Source organism: Rhodoblastus sp. 17X3 (genome assembly GCF_030056575.1).
In the GTDB taxonomy this organism is placed as follows: domain Bacteria; phylum Pseudomonadota; class Alphaproteobacteria; order Rhizobiales; family Beijerinckiaceae; genus Rhodoblastus.
In genome coordinates this window covers 1-17,178 of record NZ_JASHHX010000031.1, presented here as the reverse complement: position 1 = coordinate 17,178, position 17,178 = coordinate 1, and the positions used below count along the sequence as shown (strand labels likewise).

Sequence of the window (17,178 nt, the reverse complement as noted above, 5' to 3'; positions counted from 1 at the left end):
TTTTACATCCGCTCGCATCCGCTTAGGCCGAGACAGCGGTTTCCCGCGATTTGCGCGGAATGCGCCCCCAACCCGCAGTCGCGTTCGCCCAATTCGCCTTCTGCAGGTCGATTCTTGCCGTCTCCGACGACACCCACGTCATCAATCGACGCAGCGAGAAAAAGCGAGAGCAGAAAGCCGCGATCTGCATTTGCTCTGGCTGGAGCGTCGCGGCGCGCCTTGGGGCTTCCTTGGCTTTGAACTCCCTCCGGATCAAAACGACCGCCGAACGGAGCGTAAAGCAATCTTTGATCGCGTGGCGAAAGCGTTTTCCGCGGAGGACTGACCAGGACGTTTAAGCGATAGTCCTTGCTTGAGCGCATCCTCGAGGGCGCGTTGAGTGAATGACCGGATCTGCGCGTCGGTCATTCGGCGCCAGCTGATCCCAAAAAATTGCCAATGATGGCGCACTCGCCGGTCGCCTGTGCGTCGACCGGCGCCCTGGTTCGGGGACAGGGCGGACGTCTTGCCCGATATTGTCCCGGCTGACGGCAAAACGACAATTGCGCAGCCCTAAAACGGCTTGTCGGCGCCGATGACAATCCGCTCGCCATTGTCATCCAGAACGCTGGACAAAAACGCCAAAGGGCCGCGAAAACATGCATTCGAAGCAGAATTGGGAAGAGCTTTCCCGCAATCTCACCATCGTCGCCTCGATGGCCGACGACTTTCTCGACCTGTCCGACGACGATAAGAACGCCATCTTCGAAAAGCAGGACGCCGATCGCCTGAACGCCTATGCCGGCTTTCACCTCGCGGCGACGATCCGGCAGGCGAAAGACATGGTGAGCCTGCTTGAAAAGGCCGAAAGCGCCTGGAAGGAGGCCCGCGACAAGGCCGCCAGAAGCAAGGCGGAATCGAAAGACGAACGGGCTTTCACGACTGCGGACTGACGCCATTAGCGGGCGGCAGACAGAGTTTTGCGACGGCGCCCCCCTCCGGTAGGTCCGCGAATTCAAAGCGGCCGCCGTGGATTTCGGCGATGCGGCCGACGATCTTCAGGCCGAGTCCGGAGCGATCGGCCCCCTCGCCCTCACGCCGCGGCGGCGCCGCCTTGCCTTTGGCGCCGCCATCGTCGGAAACCGACAGACATGGGCCGGGACCGGCGACGACCCGGATCGCCGCGCCCAGGCCGCTGTGGCGGATCGCGTTATCGATCAGATTGCGCAAGGCGTTCTCGATCATGGCGCGGTGGCCGCGGAAGGAAGCCGGCTCGCGCTCATCGAGTTCGATCGTTCGGCCGGAACTGAAGACGAGGGGCGCGAGGGCCGCAACGACCTGCTGGGCGAGTTCGACCGGATCGATCCTTTCCGGCTCGACAATCCCGCCGCTTTCCAGGCGCGCCAGCGTCGTCAACTGCTCCACCAGATAATTGAGCGCCTCAAGATCCTCCTCCACCTTGCGCGCGCGGGGATCGGCGATCCTTTCCAGCTCCAGGCGGGCCATGGCCAGAGGCGTTCGCACCTCGTGCGATATCGCGGAGGTCATTATTCTTTGCGAGCGCATCAGGCCGAAGATGCGCTCCAGTGCTCCATTCACCGCCTTCGCGTAATCCGCGATTTCCCGAGGCATGCCTTCCACCGGCAGGCGCGCCGTCGGCGCGAGAGGATCGAGGCGCGCGGCGAGCGCGGCGCTCTCGCGCACCGGCCGAAGCGCCTGGGCAATAGAAAGGCTCGTCGCGCCAAGGACAACAATCAGCAACAGGCTCATCGGCAGCGCCATGTGATCCTGAATTTCATTGAAGAGAACGCGATAGACTATGCCGTCCCGATCGCCGACGATGGCGACGTCGATGGTCACGGCGTCGGGATCGTCGGAGACGCTGCGGCCGCCGGAAATGTTCAGCGGCTTGCCGGGCTTCAGCTCCATCATCCAGAAATCGAGACGACGCGTTTCCGGCGTCGGAAAGTAGACCTCGCAATCGCTCGCGCAATTCGTATAGAGAATCGCGCCGGAAGGATCGAGCGCGCGCACGAAATAGCCGGTATCCGCCGCCCCGTAGCGCGCGCGCATCTCGACAGGAAGCACATAAGTCCTTTTTCCCTCGGCGATTCGCACGCCCGGGATGAGCGCGGCCGTCTCCAGTTCTATCGCGAGACGGCCGAGATTTTGATTATCGCTCCAATATTCGAGAAAAACGCCCACCAGCTGCGCGACCATGGCCAAAGCGGCGAAAATCATGATCTGCCGCACGACGACGGCGATCAGGGACGGAGTTTCCGACTTCATCCCTCGACTTCCCGCAGCAGATAGCCGAGGCCCCGGATTGTTTCGAGCGCAACTTGCGCCTCGACAGCGCCCAGCTTCTTGCGCAATCGAGAGACCGCGAGTTCCACGGCATTGGTCGAGACGTCGCTGTCAAATTCGGAAAGGGCATGTTCCAGCTTGCGCTTGGGAACCGCCTTGTCTGCCTCCCGCATCAGGATCTCGGCAATGGCGCGCTCGCGCGGCGTCAGCGCGAGGTCCTGTCCCTCGCAGGTCATGACGCCGGTGGCGGGATCGAAAACCAGACGGCCCGCGACGAGAACGGGCGGAGCCGTCTCAGGCGAACGTCGCAGCAAGGCGCGGCATCGCGCGAGAAATTCGCCATGATTGAAGGGCTTCACCAGATAATCGTCGGCGCCGGCGTCCAGACCGGCGATGCGCTCGTCTATGGCGGCCCGCGCGGTGAGAATCAGAATCGGCGTATGATGTCCCTGGCGGCGCAGAGCGCGAATGAGATCTATTCCGTCGCCGTCCGGCAGACCGAGATCGAACAGAAGCAGGTCATAGGCCGTGGACGCGACAGCCTCTTCGGCCTCAGCGCAGGTCCCGAAGGCGTCGATCCGCCATCCCGCCGAATGCACGCTTTCGATCAGCAATTCGCGCAAGCGGGCCGTGTCTTCGATCAGCAGCAGTCTCATGCCGGTTCCGGCCTATTTTTGCGGACCAGATCAGATTTTTGTGCAATCTGCAATGTTTGGCTGTCGTTGGCCTCGTTAAGCTTCATCTAGCGGGGATCGCACCAATGAATCTCCGGAGCGCCGCCATGCTGAGATCGCCGGGGCGGCGCCTATCGGCGTCAACAGACTCATGTTTCGCTAGTGATTTCGGCAAGCCCTGCATCCGACCGCATACCTGACGTCGTGCAGCCTCGAGCGACAATCGTTCTGGTTCGACATGAGGCGCCTCGGGGGCGACGCCGGGAAGATCTCCTTCGAGCCGAACGCGGTCATCGCTGTCGGCGCCACGGTCTGACTTTTCACCCCTAGCCGCGCTCGCGCGAGTCCTTCAGCAAAGTCAAAAAAGCCGTCGCCAGCGGCGATAGCTTTTTCGCCGCGAGATGCACCGCGTACCATTGCCGCATAAGCGGAAAACCCTGCACGTCGAGTTCGCGCAAGGCGCCCGAGGGGGCGTCGAGCGCGAGGACGTGACGCGACAGGACGGCGAGGCCGAGACCGGCGGCGACGGCCTGCTTGATGGTTTCGTCGCTGCCCAGCGTCATGCGCGTCGCCGGGCTGATGCCATGTTCCACAAAATAGCGCTCCGTCACCTGGCGCGTTCCCGAGCCCGGCTCGCGCAGGATGAAGGCCTCGCTCTCAAGGCGCGCCGGTTCGATCCGCTTTTCCGCGCAGAGGGGGTGGCTGGCGGGGGCCAGCACGACCAGCGGATTTTCGATGAAGGGAATTGCAACCACGTCCGGCTCTTCGGGCGGCCGGCCCATGATGTAGAGATCGTCGAGATTCTGGCGGATGCGCTCCAGGATCTGGTCGCGGTTGACCACTTCGAGCACCAGCTCGATCTTGGGATGGTCGCGGCAGAAATCACCGATCAGCCGGGTGGCGAAATAGCGCGCCGTGGTGATCATCGCCAACCGCAGGCAGCCGCGTTCGAAGCCCTGAATTTCAGCCAGCTCCATGCCCAGCAGGTCCAACCGCTCGATCATGTCGCGGCTCGCCGCGGCGGCGGCGCGGCCCGCCTCGGTCAGATAGAGCTTCTTGCCCGCCTGCTCGTGCAGCGGCAGGCCGAGGCTTTCCGCCAGCTGCTTGATCTGGATGGAAAAAGCCGAGGGCGTCATGTGCATCTCCTCGGCGGCCCGCGTCATGTTCATATGGCGCGCGAGCGCCGCCATGAGGCGCAATTGATGGAGCGTCACCCTTCGCAGCATGATAATACTCCAGTAACAGATAACGTTTGAAACAATGAACTTAACTCAAATGATGGTCCGGCGTAAAACGCTTCATCGCAATCGCAATGGCGAAAAAACCAGGCTCGAAGGGAGAGCGCGATGGAAACCAAGGTCAAGGAAATCAAGGGCAAGGAGCGCTACAAGTCCGGCGTGCTGAAATATGCCCAGATGGGCTACTGGAACGGCGAATACGAGCCCAAAGCCACCGACATCATCGCCCTCTTCCGCATCACGCCGCAAGAAGGCGTGGACCCGATCGAAGCGGCGGCCGCCGTGGCCGGCGAATCCTCCACCGCGACCTGGACGGTGGTGTGGACCGACCGCCTGACCGCCTGCGATTCCTATCGCGCCAAGGCCTATCGCGTCGATCCGGTGCCCGGCAATCCCGGCCAGTATTTCGTTTATGTCGCCTATGATTACATCCTGTTCGAGGAAGGCTCGATCGCCAACCTCACGGCCTCGATCATCGGCAATGTCTTCTCGTTCAAACCCCTCAAGGCGGCGCGTCTCGAAGACATGTATTTCCCGCCGGCCTATGTGAAAACCTTCAAGGGTCCGCCGACCGGCATCGTGGTCGAGCGCGAGCGCCTCGACAAGTTCGGCCGCCCGCTGCTCGGCGCCACCACCAAGCCGAAGCTCGGCCTCTCGGGCAAGAACTACGGCCGCGTGGTCTATGAGGGCCTCAAAGGCGGCCTCGACTTCATGAAGGACGACGAGAACATCAATTCCCAGCCTTTCATGCATTGGCGCGACCGTTTCCTCTACTGCATGGAGGCCGTGAACAAGGCGACCGCCGCCACCGGCGAGATCAAGGGCCATTACCTCAACATCACCGCCGGCACGATGGAGGAAATGTACCGCCGCGCTGAATTCGCCAAGCAACTCGGTTCGGTCATCGTGATGATCGACTTGGTCATCGGCTATACCGCGATCCAGTCCATGGCCGAATGGTGCCGCCAGAACGACATGATGCTGCATCTGCACCGCGCCGGCCACGGCACCTATACCCGGCAGAAAAACCACGGCGTGTCGTTCCGCGTCATCGCTAAATGGATGCGTCTCGCGGGCGTGGACCACATCCACGCGGGCACCGCCGTCGGCAAGCTGGAAGGCGATCCGATGACCGTGCAGGGCTATTACAACGTCTGTCGCGACGCCACGACGAAATTGGACCTGCAGCGCGGCGTCTATTTCGACCAGGACTGGTGCGACATCCGCAAAGTCATGCCGGTTGCCTCGGGCGGCATTCACGCTGGCCAGATGCACCAGCTGCTCAGCCTGTTCGGCGACGATGTCGTGTTGCAGTTCGGCGGCGGCACCATCGGCCATCCGATGGGCATCCAGGCCGGCGCGACCGCCAATCGCGTGGCGTTGGAAGCCATGGTTCTGGCGCGCAACGAAGGCCGCGACATTGATGCGGAAGGCCCGGAAATCCTGCGCGCCGCCGCCAAGTGGTGCAAGCCGCTCGAAGCCGCGCTCGATACCTGGGGCAATATTTCCTTCAACTATACCTCGACCGACACGTCGGACTTCGTGCCGACCCCGGTCGCGGCTCAGTAATCAAGACATTCAAGGAGCCGAAAAATGCGCATCACACAGGGATGTTTCTCATTCCTCCCCGATCTCGACGAGGAGCAAATCAAGGCGCAGGTTGAATATTGCCTGCGCAACGACTGGGCTATCGGCGTCGAATTCACCGACGACCCGCACCCGCGCAACACCTATTGGGAAATGTGGGGCCATCCCATGTTCGACCTGAAGGACGCCGCCGGCGTGATGATGGAGCTGAACGCCTGCCGCAAGGCCCATCCGGACGTCTATATCAAGCTCATCGCCTTCGATTCCACGCGCGGTTTCGAGACGGTGCGGACGTCCTTTATCGTACAGCGTCCGAAGGTCGAGCCGCACTTCGCGATGACCCGCACCGAGGTGCGCGGCCGCACCGTCAACATCACGCTGACGGAGCGCGCCTGACGCGCGGGCGGGGCCGGATTTCCTCCGATTTGGCCCCGCTCCCCTCCACGCAAGAACCACGCGTAAGATCGAGCCGAAAGATCGTAAAATGAACGAGCATGTTCCCGCGACCGAAGGCGAAATCTCCACCGGAACCGAAGCCCGGCCCGATGGGCGGGTCGATCTCGCCGAGGATTATCGCTCCTCCGGCGTCGCCGACGTTCTCGGCGAACTCGACCGTGAATTGATCGGCCTCGCCCCGGTCAAGAACCGCATCCGCGAAACCGCCGCCCTGCTGCTGGTCGATCGCGCGCGGCGCAAGCTCGGACTGGCGCATGAGACGCCGACCCTGCACATGAGCTTCACCGGCAATCCCGGCGTCGGCAAAACGACGGTCGCGCTGAAAATGGCCAATCTGCTGCACCGGCTGGGCTATGTCCGCAAGGGCCATCTCGTCTCGGTCACGCGCGACGATCTCGTCGGCCAGTATATCGGCCATACCGCGCCCAAGACCCGCGAAGTGCTCAAGAAAGCCATGGGCGGCGTGCTGTTCATCGATGAAGCCTATTATCTCTACAAGCCCGACAATGAGCGCGACTATGGCCAGGAAGCCATCGAGATTCTGCTGCAGGTGATGGAGAACCATCGCGACGATCTGGTCGTGATCCTCGCTGGCTATGCCGACCGCATGGAGAACTTTTTCAACAGCAATCCGGGCTTTCGCTCGCGCATCGCCCATCACATCGAATTTCCCGACTATGCAGACGAAGAGTTGCTGCGCATTGCCGAGAGCATGCTGGCGCAGCAGGATTATCGCTTCGATGCGGAAGGCCGCGCCGCCATGGAGGATTACATCGCCGTGCGCCGCAGCCTGCCCCATTTCGCCAACGCCCGCTCGATCCGCAACGCGCTCGACCGCGCGCGGCTGCGGCAGGCCAACAGGCTGTTCGAAACCGGCGCGCTCGTGGATGTCGAGGCGCTGTCAACCATCCGGGCTGTCGACATCAAGGCGAGCCGCGTCTTCGCCGGCGGCCTTGCCCATGAGAGGGCCAGGGACGCATAGGCGCCCTCGCTCAACCCGCCCCGGACCGACTCACGGCACCGCGGAAAACAGCAGGAAGACCCCGAAGATCACCAGATGGACCGCGCCCTGCAAAATTGTCGCGCGGCCTGTCGCCAGAGTGAGTGTGGCGACGAACAGGGTCAGCATCAGGATGACCATGTTTTCTTCGTTGAGGCCGAGCGTCAGCTCCTTGCCGAGATAGAGCGACACGGCGCCGACGGCTGGAATGGTCAGGCCGATGCTGGCTATGGCCGAGCCTAGCGAAAGGTTCAGGCTGGTTTGCAGTTTGTTGGCCCTGGCGGCGGCCAGCGCCGCGAGGCTTTCCGGCAAAAGGACCAGCAATGCGATGATCACGCCGAGGAAGGAAACCGGCAGGCCGGCGGAATGGATCGCGCGCTCCAGCGCCGGCGACAGGGTCTCCGCCAACAGCACCACGCCCGCCAACGAGACCACCAGCATCACGCCGCTGAAGGCGGTGGCGCCAGTGGAGGGCGGCGCATGCGCCTCGCCCTCGTCGCCGTCCGAATCCACCAGAAAATAGTCGCGGTGGCGCACCGACTGCACGAAGACGAACACGCTATAGAGCAGAATGGACAGCCCCCCGACGAACATCAGCTGCGTCGGCGAATATTGCGGACCAAGCCGGGCGATTGTGAAATTCGGCAGAACCAGCGTGAGGATCGCGAGGGTCGCCAACACGCTGAGCGCGGAACCGGTGCCGTGAACCCGGAAGCCCTGCTCGCGATAGCGCGCGCCGCCGACCAGCAGGCACAGCCCGATCACGCCGTTGAGCACGATCGACACCGCCGAAAACACCGTGTCGCGTGCGAGCGAATTGTCGCCGGTTTCCGAGCCCAGCATCGCCGCGACGATCAGCGAAGTTTCGATCGCCGTCACCGCCAGCGCCAGCAGGATCGAGCCCATCGGCTCGCCGACCTTCAGCGCGACCATTTCGGCGTGATGGACCGCCGCGAAGACGGACCCCAGCAACAGCGCGGCGGCGACGAGAAAGAGCGCGGAATTGTCGGCATGCAGAATATGCGCATGCTCCAGCCCGACCAGGATCAGCGCGACGACCGGCGGAGCCAGATTTTTCCAGCCGTTCTGTGCTTGATGTGCCGAAGCCATATCGCGCTCTCCTCCGCCGCCAATCGAAATTTCGGGTTGCCACCCTAGCCGCCTCGCTCTGGCTTTTGTGCGGCGGAGTGTCAATAGGCCCTCTATTTGTCCGGCCTGACCAGTTTCGCCCGCAGCGCCTGTTCGAACCGGAGCAATTGCGGATTGTCCGGCTCCAGTTTCACCAAAGCCTGCACGTGGCCGAGCGCGGAGGCGTAATCGCTCGCCTGCGCCTCATAGGAGGCGAGCGCAGAGAGAGTCTCGCGGTCATTGGGACGCCGCGTCAGTGCGGCGCGCAAAACCTCGATGGCCTTGGCCGGAGCGCCGGTGTCATGCAGCGCGACGGCATAGACATAGGCGGCGTGCGCGTCGTCGGGCGCGAGCCGCGCCGACTGCTCCAGCCGGACCAGGGCGTCGGGAACGCGCTTCTGGCGGATCAGGCTCATGGCCAGCGCGTAATTGAGCGGCCCCGATTGCGGATTATCAGCGAGAGCCTTGCTCAGGATCGCCTCGGCGCCCTTTTCGTCGCCGCGGACGCGCGCGATTTCCGCGAGCTGGATCGCGGCGGGCGCGAAGGTCTTGTCCAGCTCCAGCGATTTGGCGAATTCGGCCTGTGCCGCGTCGAGCCTTCCGCGCGCAAGGTTCAGGCCGCCGAGATTGGAACGCGATTCCGGCCGCTCGGCGGTGAACATCTGGCCCGCGACATATTCGTCCAGAGCTTTCTCGAAGGGGGCAAGATCCGCCGGGGTCAGGTCCGCCTCGGCTGGGCCGGCGAGCGCGCGCGCCGCCTGCATCCGCACCAGAGCGGTTTCGTCGCGCAGCAGCGGCGTCAGCGCGCGCTTTTTCGTCGCCGGATCGGCGCTCGCGAGAACCTCGACCGCCGCCTCGCGGATCATTGGATCGTCAGCCTTCGTCAATTGCTCCGCCATGGCGAGCACTTCCGGCGCCGGAGTCCCCGTCAGGCGCTGCAAGGCGCTAGCGCGGGCGATGGCCGGCTGGCTTTCGTCTTTCGCCACGCCGGCCAGAGCTTCGCCCGCCCCCGCCCCATCGGCGTCCGCGAGGGCCAACGCCTCGGCGAAACCCTGCGCGCCGGGCTTGGCGCCCATGCCCCAGCCTTTCAGCGCCGCCACCGCCCAGCGGGCGTCCTTGTCCGTGTGGCATTTGTTGCAGGCGTTCGGCGTTCCCATGCTCAGCGTGCGGTCCGGACGCGGGATGCGCATGGAATGATCCTGACGCGCGTGGACGCCCATATAGGTGGTCGTCGGCATGTGGCAGGTCGCGCATTGCGCGCCCGGCGAGCCCTGCGGATGATGATGATGCGCCGGCGCGTCGAACACCTTGGCGGCATGGCACTGGCCGCAGACCTCGTTGCCCGCCAGCCGCAATTTGCCGGAATGCGGATCGTGGCAATCCGAGCAGGTCACTCCGGCCGCATGCATGCGGCTCTGCGCGAAGGAGGCGAAATTATAGACCTCGTCGCGTTGCTGGCCATCCGGATAATAGAGGCCAGGCGCGAGGGTCGAGGGGTGGAAGGCGTCGTAGAAATGCTGCGCGTCTTTGGGCGCGTCGGAAAACTGGCTGCGGCGCGCATGGCAGCCGGCGCAGACCAGTTCTTCCTTGCGCTCGCTCTGGCGTGCGCCAACCGCTCGCGACTCTTCCTTGCGCTCGCCCGGCGGCTTTGAGCGCGTGGCCGTTCCCTCCGGATTGGCGGCCCAGGTCACGCCGGCGCGCTGGTCGAAGCGCAGGGCGAAGCCGCGACTTTTCTTCTCCGCGTCACTGAGGCCGCCGCGCTGCTTCGCCCAGTCGAGATGGCGCGAGGCCGGGCCATGGCAGGCTTCGCAGCCGACGCTGATCTCCGACCAACGGGTCGCGAATGTCGCCTTGGCCGGATCGTAATTCTTCTTCAGATCGGTCGAATGGCACCAGGCGCACTGGAAATTCCAGTTCTGGTCGATGCCGGTCCAATGCAGCGGATCGCCCGCCGCCAGCTTGCGTTCAGGGTAAAGATCGAACCAGCGCTGGCCGCCCTGATCGGCCGGGCGGGAATCCCACGCAACGCCAAAGGCCTGTAGTCGCCCGCCCGGCAGCTCGATCAGGTATTGCTGCAGCGGCGTCAGCCCGAAGGTGTATTTGATCTCGAAATCGGCCAGACCGCCGTCCGGCCCGTCGGTGCGCACGAAAAACTTGCCGTCGCGCCGGAAGAAAATGGACTCGACATCGCCCTTGCGGAAATGCGCGTCCCTAAAATCGCCAAGAACCGTCTTGTCGTCCGCGACCTGCATCGCGCCAGCGTGATGCGATTTGCGCCAGGCGTTATATTCGCTCCTGTGGCAGGCGGAACAGCTCTCCGAGCCGACGAATTGCGCCCGTGTTTCCGCGCGAACCGGCGCACGCCCGAGAAAGGCCAGCAGGACGAAGAAAGAGAGAAGAAAACCGGAGCGCATGGGACCTCTGGGCTGGCGCCTGCAAACTGGGGCGCCCGAGCCGCCGGCGCAAGGCGGCGCCTGAAAAAACGCGGCCGCCCTGAGGCGGCCGCGTCATAGGGTGAAAAAGGACAGGCTCAATCGCCGGAAGGCTGCGAGAGCTTCTCAAGCGCCTGGCCCGCGGTGAAGGTGGCCGCCTTCTGGCGCGGCGGGAATTCCTTGAAGGTGCCGACGAACTCCGCGACATATTTCTGCGCCGGGACCAGCATGAAGGCGTGATCCAACAGCCAGTCGTAATAGGTGTTCGACGTGTCGCTGGCGCGCTCATAGGGGTCGAGCCGCAGATTGAAGATCTTCGGCACGCGCAGGGGTGTGAAAGGCTCGGCCCAGACCTGCAAGGTGCCGCGCGCACGCTGCTCCAGGAATACGAATTTGAAATTGTCGTAACGCAGGCCGGTCAGGTCGCCATCGTCCGAGAAATAGAAAAACGCCTTGCGCGCGCTGTTCGGCTCGGCGCCGGTGAGGTAAGGCAGCTGGTTGAAGCCGTCGAGATGGACCTTGAAGGTCGTGTCGCCCGCCTTGAATCCGGTCAGCAGCTTTTCCTTGACGTCGGGCGCACCGGCGGCGGCGAGCAGGGTCGGCATCCAGTCGAGATGCGAGACGATGCCATTGGCGACCGATCCCGGCTTGATCTTGCCGGGCCAGCGAACCATGGCCGGCACGCGATAGGCGCCTTCCCAATTCGAGTTCTTCTCGTTGCGGAACGGCGTCATGGCGGCGTCCGGCCATGAATTCATGTGCGGGCCGTTGTCGGTCGAATACATGACGATGGTATTGTCGTCGATGCCGAGCGCTTTGATCTTGTCGAGCACCGTGCCGACGTTCTTGTCGTGGTCGATCATGGCGTCGGGATAGGGTCCCATGAAGCGCCCGGACTGCCCGAGGCTCTCGGGCTTCACATGGGTGCGGAAATGCATGTGGGTGAAATTGACCCACAGGAAAACCGGCTTGCCGGTCTTGACCTGCTTGTCCAGAAATTCAGCCGAACGCTCGGCGATGTCGTCGTCGATCGTCTCCATGCGCTTTTTGGTGAGCGGGCCGGTGTCCTCGATCTTCTGCGTGCCGTCAGGCTGAGCCCAGCTGTGGATCACGCCGCGCGGGGCGAAATTCTTGCGGAAATTGGGGAATTCCGGATCGTTGGCTTTGGGATAATCCGGCAGTTCCGGCTCTTCCTCGGCGTTGAGGTGATAGAGATTGCCGTAAAACTCATCGAAGCCGTGGTTGGTCGGCAGCATTTCGTCCTTGTCGCCGAGATGGTTCTTGCCGAACTGGCCCGTGACATAGCCCTGCGTCTTGAGCAGTTCGGCGATGGTCGGGTCTTCCTTCCGAAGGCCGAGATCGGCGCCCGGCAGACCCACCTTGCTGAGGCCGGTGCGGAACACGCTCTGCCCGGTAATGAAGGCGGAGCGGCCAGCGGTGCAGCTCTGCTCGCCATAATAATCGGTGAAAATCACGCCGTCGCGGGCGATGGAATCGATATTGGGCGTGCGATAGCCCATCAGGCCATTGGTATAGGCGCTGAGATTGGACTGGCCGATGTCGTCGCCCCAAATGATGACGATATTCGGCTTTTTCGCGCTTTTTTGCTCCTGCGCCAGAGCGCAGACCGGCGCCAGAGCGCCCGCGAGGCCCAAGGACAAGGCCAAACCATGAGTGATTCTTCGTAAAATTTGCATATGCCCCTCCCAAAAAGCGAAGCGAGGCGAGGCTAACCAGTTCCGTCGGGAACAAATGCCCGTAGACGGGCAATTCGCGCGTGATAATTTCGTCTATCGTGCTAGCTGCCGTTGATGGGACTGCCGATGCTGACGCTCGATGAGGCCAAGGAGATCGCGGAGACGCGCGGCTGGCTCAGCCAGACGCCGGAGGATTTCCGCCGCGCGGTCCTCAGCCGCGTCGCTCTGCAGACCTTCAAGCTCGGGCAATCGATCTATTCCATCGACGATCCGCCGGGCGGCATGTATGGGCTTGTCTCCGGCAGTGTGAAAGTCTCCGTTGCGCCCGGCGACGATATGCCCATGCTCGCGCATATCATGACCCCGGGCTCATGGAGTGGCTATGGGCCCGCCGTGACCGGATGCCGCCGCATCGCGGGATTATCGGCGGGCCGGAATTGCCACGCGCTCTTCCTGCCGCTGCACGCGATCAACGAGATCGCCGCGCGCGATCCGCTGGCGTGGCGCTATATCGCGGCTCTCGCTCTCATGGACCTGAAGATCGCGCTCGGCGCGATGGACGATCTGATGATCCGCGACGAATTCCGCCGCATGATCGCCGTGCTTTTGCGCGCCGGAGGCTTCCGGCACGGCGACGGCGGCGAAAGGTCGCCGCTATGGCTGGACCTCAGCCAGAGCGAACTGGCCGCCATGTGCAATCTCGCCCGCACCACCACCGGCGCCTTCCTGCACCGGCTGGAAGCCGAAGGCCAGGTCGAAATCCGCTATGGCCAGATCGGCGTTCTTGCGCCGGAAGCCTTGCGGGCGAGGCTCGCCGCCGGCGGCTGAGCCTCGCTGATCGACAAGGCGTCAAAACGCCTTCGAAACCACCCGGTCGGCGAATTCCTTGACCCGCGCCATTTTCTCCTCGTCGCTCAGGCTCGTGTTGGCCTTCACGACCGGGCAATAGGACGCGATCAGAAAATCCACCAGCATCGGCTTGGACACGCCCGGAAATTGCTCCTTCAGCGATCCCAGAATGCCCGGAATTTGCGCCAGCGCGTCTTTCGCCGATAGCTGCGCCGTCAAGTCCGGGCTGGCGGCGCCTGCGCCGCCCGGCGATTGCAGCTTGGGGCATTCGAGCGCCGAGGCGCCCGTCAGTCCGGCGCCCAGCGCAAGGCCGGCGACCAAAATCGCGAAAAAACTTTTTTCGACGCTACGTTTCATTTTCATTCCCCCTCGACAAGTACTTTGTTGTCGCGTTTTGCCGCCCGACACTAGCAGGCGGCGGGCGGCTGTCATCCGCTTTCTCACCTGCGCCGATGAGCCGGGCGCAAATGTCGCGCTCAAGCGAAAGCCGTTTGGATTCCGCGTCAATTTGGAGGGTCTTTTGCAGAGTTGGCGCCGGGCGCGCGCAGGCGCTACTGTCCTCGGGCGAAGGCGGGCCTTGACGGAGTCCGCCGCTTTGGAGGCGCAACATGCCCTGGCGGCCCGAGGACGCGCCGCGCCATACCCACAAGGCGCAAACCGAGGAGCTTTGCCGGATCTGGGCCGAAGTGGCCAACAAGGTTCTGGCGGAGACGGCCGACGAAGGCCGCGCCATCCGCACGGCGAATTTTGTCGTCGCGCGTCAGTTGCGCCGCCGGCGGCGCGGCGAAGAGGCTGAATGAAATCGCCCGATTTACCACGTCGTTCGACTCGAACCTCTAGCGCCGCAACCTAATCTATTTTATAGACTAGATATTCGTTTTGACGCGCCGCGCCCTCTCTTTCCACGATGGTTTCCCTTGCAGATCGACTGGTCCCATTTCACTCCCCTGCCCGCCCTCGCCGGCGGCGTGCTGATCGGCCTTGCCGCCACATTGCTCTTCCTGTCGGAGGGCCGCATCCTCGGCGCAGCCGGCATCCTTGGCGGGCTGGTCAATCCCAAGCCCGGGAAATGGCTCTGGCGGCTGGCGCTGATCGCCGGCCTGTTCGCGTCGGCGCCGCTCGCGGTCCTGCTGTTCGGCGCGCAAGGCCCGGTCATCAACCTGTCGGCCACGCCTCTCGTCATCGCGGGGCTACTTGTCGGAGCCGGCTCGCGTCTGGCCAATGGCTGCACCAGCGGTCACGGCGTCTGCGGGCTGGCGCGCCTCTCGCCGCGCTCCGCCGCCGCGACCGCAACCTTCATGGCGACCGGATTCCTCACTGTTTTCATCGTCCGCCACCTGTTGGGATAGACGCAAGATGAAGATTCTTTCTCCCTTTCTCGCTCCTTTTCTCGCCGGCCTTCTGTTCGGCCTCGGACTGTGCCTCGGCGGAATGACGCAGCCGCAGAAAGTGCTCGGCTTTCTCGACCTCGCCGGTGGCTGGGATCCTTCGCTGGCCTTTGTCATGGCCGGCGCCGTCTCAATCGCCTTTGTCGCGTTCCGCTTTCTGGCCGGGCGCGAGCGCAGCTTGAACGGCGCGCCGCTCGCGCTGCCCCAGGCCAGCGCGATCGACGCGCGGCTTCTCGGCGGCGCCGCCCTGTTCGGGATCGGCTGGGGGCTGGCCGGCTTCTGCCCCGCCCCCGCCCTCGTCGGCCTCGGCTTCCTGAGCCCCGGGGCGCTGCTCTTCATCGTGGCCATGGCCGCCGGGATGATCCTCGTCGACGCCCTTTCCACGGTCTCCGCGCCGGAACCGGCGACGGAAGACGCCTGACGGCCGCGGCAAACGGTCCACGCGGTCAGGCGGCGGCGCGCCTTGCCATCGTTCCGGGCGCCATGGCAGAACTGTCGGGCGCAAAGGGTCAAGCGTTTCCGGGCGAATCGCGTCGCATGGAACGGCCCCTTCACCTCGGCCTCGCGGAATGACATATGACTCTGCCTGAAGCGTCGGCGACGTCGCGGCGAAATTTTCCCGCCTCGATCGATATCGTCATTCCCTCCTATAACGAAGCGGCGACGCTGCCGATCACCGCGCCCGCGATCATCGAATTCCTCCAGATGGTCATCGCCTCGGAAGGCGCGTCCTGCCGGCTCAGGCTGATTCTCGTCGACGACGGCAGCCGCGACGAGACCTGGGCGACGATCTGCGCGCTGACGCGCGAATTTCCCGAAGTGACGGGATTGAAACTCGCCCGCAATTACGGCCACCAGAACGCGCTGCTCGCCGGCCTCGCGCACGCCAATGCGGAAGTGACGATTTCCATCGACGCCGATCTTCAGGACGATCTCGCCGCGATGGGGAGCATGATCGAGCGTTACTGCGAAGGCGCGGAAATCGTGTTCGGCGTCCGCGAAGAAAGGACGGCGGACCGCCTGTTCAAGCGCGCGACCGCCATCGGCTTCTACCGGTTCATGAAGGCGATCAAGATCGATCTCGTGCACAATCACGCGGATTATCGCCTGATGTCGCGCAAGGCGATCGAGGCGTTGATGCGGCATGACGAAGCCAATCTCTTTCTTAGAGGCCTGATCTCGACCATGGGCTTTTCCACGGCGGTCGTGACTTACGACCGCGCGCCGCGCATCGCTGGCGAGACCTCCTACACCTTGCGGAAGATGATTGGCCTCGCCTTGACGGGGCTGCTGGCCTTTTCCACGATTCCGCTGCGCCTCATCGCCATCACGGGTCTGATCGCGAGCCTGATTTCGCTCTGCGTCGCCTTCTGGGTGATCGCCTCGACGATCTTCAACCGGGCCTATATCGTTCCCGGCTGGGCTTCGATCCTGTTGCCGATCAGCCTCTTCGCCAGCCTTCAGATGCTGTCGGCGGGCATCATCGGCGAATATGTCGGGCGCATCTATCTCGAAGTTAAACGCCGCCCGCGCTTCCTGGTCGATCGGGTCGAATCCGGCGCCGAAACATCGAACGAAGCCGCGCAGCCGCGCGCCTGAGCTCAGTGTCCGGAAACGTCGGGATGCAGGCGATAGAGCGCGCTTTCCTCGTCGGCATAGAGCAGCGTCGCGCCCGGAATGGGGCGGGCCTGCGCCATGTCGAAGCCGATCAGCCATAGATAGTCGAAACGATCGCGCGGAATCTCGGGCAGCCGCCGCATGACTTCGGGCCAGAGCGGACCCGTGTAATCAGGTTTGGGCGTGATGATCTGGGAAGGGTCCGAATTGAATTGCGTGCCCTTGGCGCGCAGGGCCGTGAGCAATTGGCCGCCCGGAATCACCCATTGTGAATTGACGAAGGCCTCCCGCCGGACAATGGCCAAGCCGCTCAATTGATTGAGCCTCGGAAGCCGCCATTCCAGAGCAGCGACATGGAAGACGTCGGGCGCGAAGGTCACAATGCTCGCGCCCGCCGGGACATGATCGAGTGCGCGCAAATGGAGCGTGAAGTCGCGATCATATTGCGCAAATCCCGCCGACATGACGGCGAGTCGCACCACGGCCACAAGCACGCCGGCGCCGACGACGATGCGGCTCTCCATGGAGCCGACCGAGCCCGGAACCGGCGACAACAGCGCCAGCTGGATTATCGCCGGCCAAAGGCGAACATCCGCATAGAAGGACCCGAAAAGCTCGTTCGGTATGACAATTTCGCAAAGCAAAAGAATGAATGCCGGGAGCACAAGCTCGTAATTCAGCTTGATCGTTTTCGAAACAACCACCCAGATCAGAACAGAAAGATAAAAGACAATAGAGAGAAGGTCGATCAGGCGGTTCTGGTCCCTTAATATTTGAATCAAATTCTGAAACTTCCATGGGAAGTCGAAGAAGAAGTTTGTTTCGG

General features: G+C 63.3%; 17 protein-coding genes. 9 read left to right on the top strand and 8 right to left on the bottom strand.

Translation table 11 applies throughout. The features are described from left to right. The first annotated feature begins 638 nt into the window (after positions 1–638). Positions 639–932: a hypothetical protein gene (locus tag QM467_RS18870; protein WP_283367885.1), complete on the top strand. Its 294-nt coding sequence runs from the start codon at positions 639–641 to the stop codon at positions 930–932. Here the strand turns inward: QM467_RS18870 and QM467_RS18865 are convergent. From QM467_RS18865 to QM467_RS18855, 3 genes are all read right to left on the bottom strand, one after another. Further along, positions 916–2,268, bottom strand: coding sequence for a sensor histidine kinase (locus QM467_RS18865; RefSeq protein WP_283367884.1), 1,353 nt, complete (start codon positions 2,266–2,268; stop codon positions 916–918). The two genes, QM467_RS18870 and QM467_RS18865, sit on opposite strands and share 17 nt — an antisense overlap. Next, positions 2,265–2,942 carry a response regulator gene (locus QM467_RS18860; protein ID WP_283367883.1) on the bottom strand — a complete coding sequence of 226 codons (678 nt, stop codon included), beginning with the start codon at positions 2,940–2,942 and terminating at the stop codon, positions 2,265–2,267. The genes QM467_RS18865 and QM467_RS18860 overlap by 4 nt, the downstream gene beginning before the upstream one ends. Before the next feature lie 344 nt (positions 2,943–3,286). Then, the gene (locus QM467_RS18855; protein WP_283367882.1) at positions 3,287–4,186 is read right to left on the bottom strand and encodes a LysR family transcriptional regulator; all 900 of its coding nucleotides are present in this window, start codon (positions 4,184–4,186) and stop codon (positions 3,287–3,289) included. A 120-nt stretch (positions 4,187–4,306) separates the two neighbouring features. On the opposite strand from QM467_RS18855, the gene QM467_RS18850 reads away from it, so the two are divergent. From QM467_RS18850 to cbbX, 3 genes are all read left to right on the top strand, one after another. Then, entirely contained in the window at positions 4,307–5,767 is a 1,461-nt protein-coding gene (locus tag QM467_RS18850) for a form I ribulose bisphosphate carboxylase large subunit (protein WP_283367881.1), read from the top strand. Positions 5,768–5,791: 24 nt separating this feature from the next. After that, on the top strand, positions 5,792–6,181 hold the full coding sequence (locus QM467_RS18845; protein WP_283367880.1) for a ribulose bisphosphate carboxylase small subunit: 390 nt from the start codon (positions 5,792–5,794) through the stop codon (positions 6,179–6,181). Positions 6,182–6,269: 88 nt separating this feature from the next. Further along, positions 6,270–7,223 (top strand): CbbX protein, encoded by a 954-nt coding sequence (cbbX, locus tag QM467_RS18840; RefSeq protein WP_283367879.1) that lies wholly within the window; start codon positions 6,270–6,272, stop codon positions 7,221–7,223. 30 nt (positions 7,224–7,253) lie between these two features. Here cbbX and QM467_RS18835 read toward each other — a convergent pair whose 3' ends face one another. From QM467_RS18835 to QM467_RS18825, 3 genes are all read right to left on the bottom strand, one after another. After that, positions 7,254–8,351 carry a calcium:proton antiporter gene (locus tag QM467_RS18835; protein WP_283367878.1) on the bottom strand — a complete coding sequence of 366 codons (1,098 nt, stop codon included), beginning with the start codon at positions 8,349–8,351 and terminating at the stop codon, positions 7,254–7,256. A 92-nt stretch (positions 8,352–8,443) separates the two neighbouring features. Next, a complete protein-coding gene (locus QM467_RS18830; RefSeq protein WP_283367877.1) occupies positions 8,444–10,783 on the bottom strand; it encodes a tetratricopeptide repeat protein in 2,340 nt (779 codons plus the stop codon). 116 nt (positions 10,784–10,899) lie between these two features. Then, positions 10,900–12,498, bottom strand: a complete 1,599-nt coding sequence (locus QM467_RS18825) for an arylsulfatase (protein ID WP_283367876.1) — start codon at positions 12,496–12,498, stop codon at positions 10,900–10,902. 126 nt (positions 12,499–12,624) lie between these two features. Here QM467_RS18825 and QM467_RS18820 point away from each other — a divergent pair, with 126 nt between their 5' ends. Then, positions 12,625–13,326: a Crp/Fnr family transcriptional regulator gene (locus QM467_RS18820; RefSeq protein ID WP_283367875.1), complete on the top strand. Its 702-nt coding sequence runs from the start codon at positions 12,625–12,627 to the stop codon at positions 13,324–13,326. 21 nt (positions 13,327–13,347) lie between these two features. Here the strand turns inward: QM467_RS18820 and QM467_RS18815 are convergent, their stop codons facing one another. Then, positions 13,348–13,704, bottom strand: coding sequence for a hypothetical protein (locus QM467_RS18815; RefSeq protein ID WP_283367874.1), 357 nt, complete (start codon positions 13,702–13,704; stop codon positions 13,348–13,350). A 251-nt stretch (positions 13,705–13,955) separates the two neighbouring features. Between QM467_RS18815 and QM467_RS18810 the strand changes: the two genes are divergently transcribed. From QM467_RS18810 to QM467_RS18795, 4 genes are all read left to right on the top strand, one after another. Continuing rightward, positions 13,956–14,147: a hypothetical protein gene (locus tag QM467_RS18810; RefSeq protein ID WP_283367873.1), complete on the top strand. Its 192-nt coding sequence runs from the start codon at positions 13,956–13,958 to the stop codon at positions 14,145–14,147. 117 nt (positions 14,148–14,264) lie between these two features. Beyond that, complete coding sequence (locus QM467_RS18805; RefSeq protein ID WP_283367872.1) at positions 14,265–14,696, top strand: YeeE/YedE family protein; 432 nt, start codon at positions 14,265–14,267, stop codon at positions 14,694–14,696. A 7-nt stretch (positions 14,697–14,703) separates the two neighbouring features. Next, positions 14,704–15,156 (top strand): DUF6691 family protein, encoded by a 453-nt coding sequence (locus tag QM467_RS18800; RefSeq protein WP_283367871.1) that lies wholly within the window; start codon positions 14,704–14,706, stop codon positions 15,154–15,156. Between the two features lie 155 nt (positions 15,157–15,311). After that, a complete protein-coding gene (locus QM467_RS18795) occupies positions 15,312–16,334 on the top strand; it encodes a glycosyltransferase family 2 protein (protein WP_283367870.1) in 1,023 nt (340 codons plus the stop codon). A gap of 2 nt (positions 16,335–16,336) precedes the next feature. On the opposite strand, the gene QM467_RS18790 is transcribed toward QM467_RS18795, so the two are convergent. Beyond that, positions 16,337–17,178 (bottom strand): hypothetical protein (locus QM467_RS18790; protein WP_283367869.1); only part of this gene is annotated, 842 nt, incomplete at its 5' end.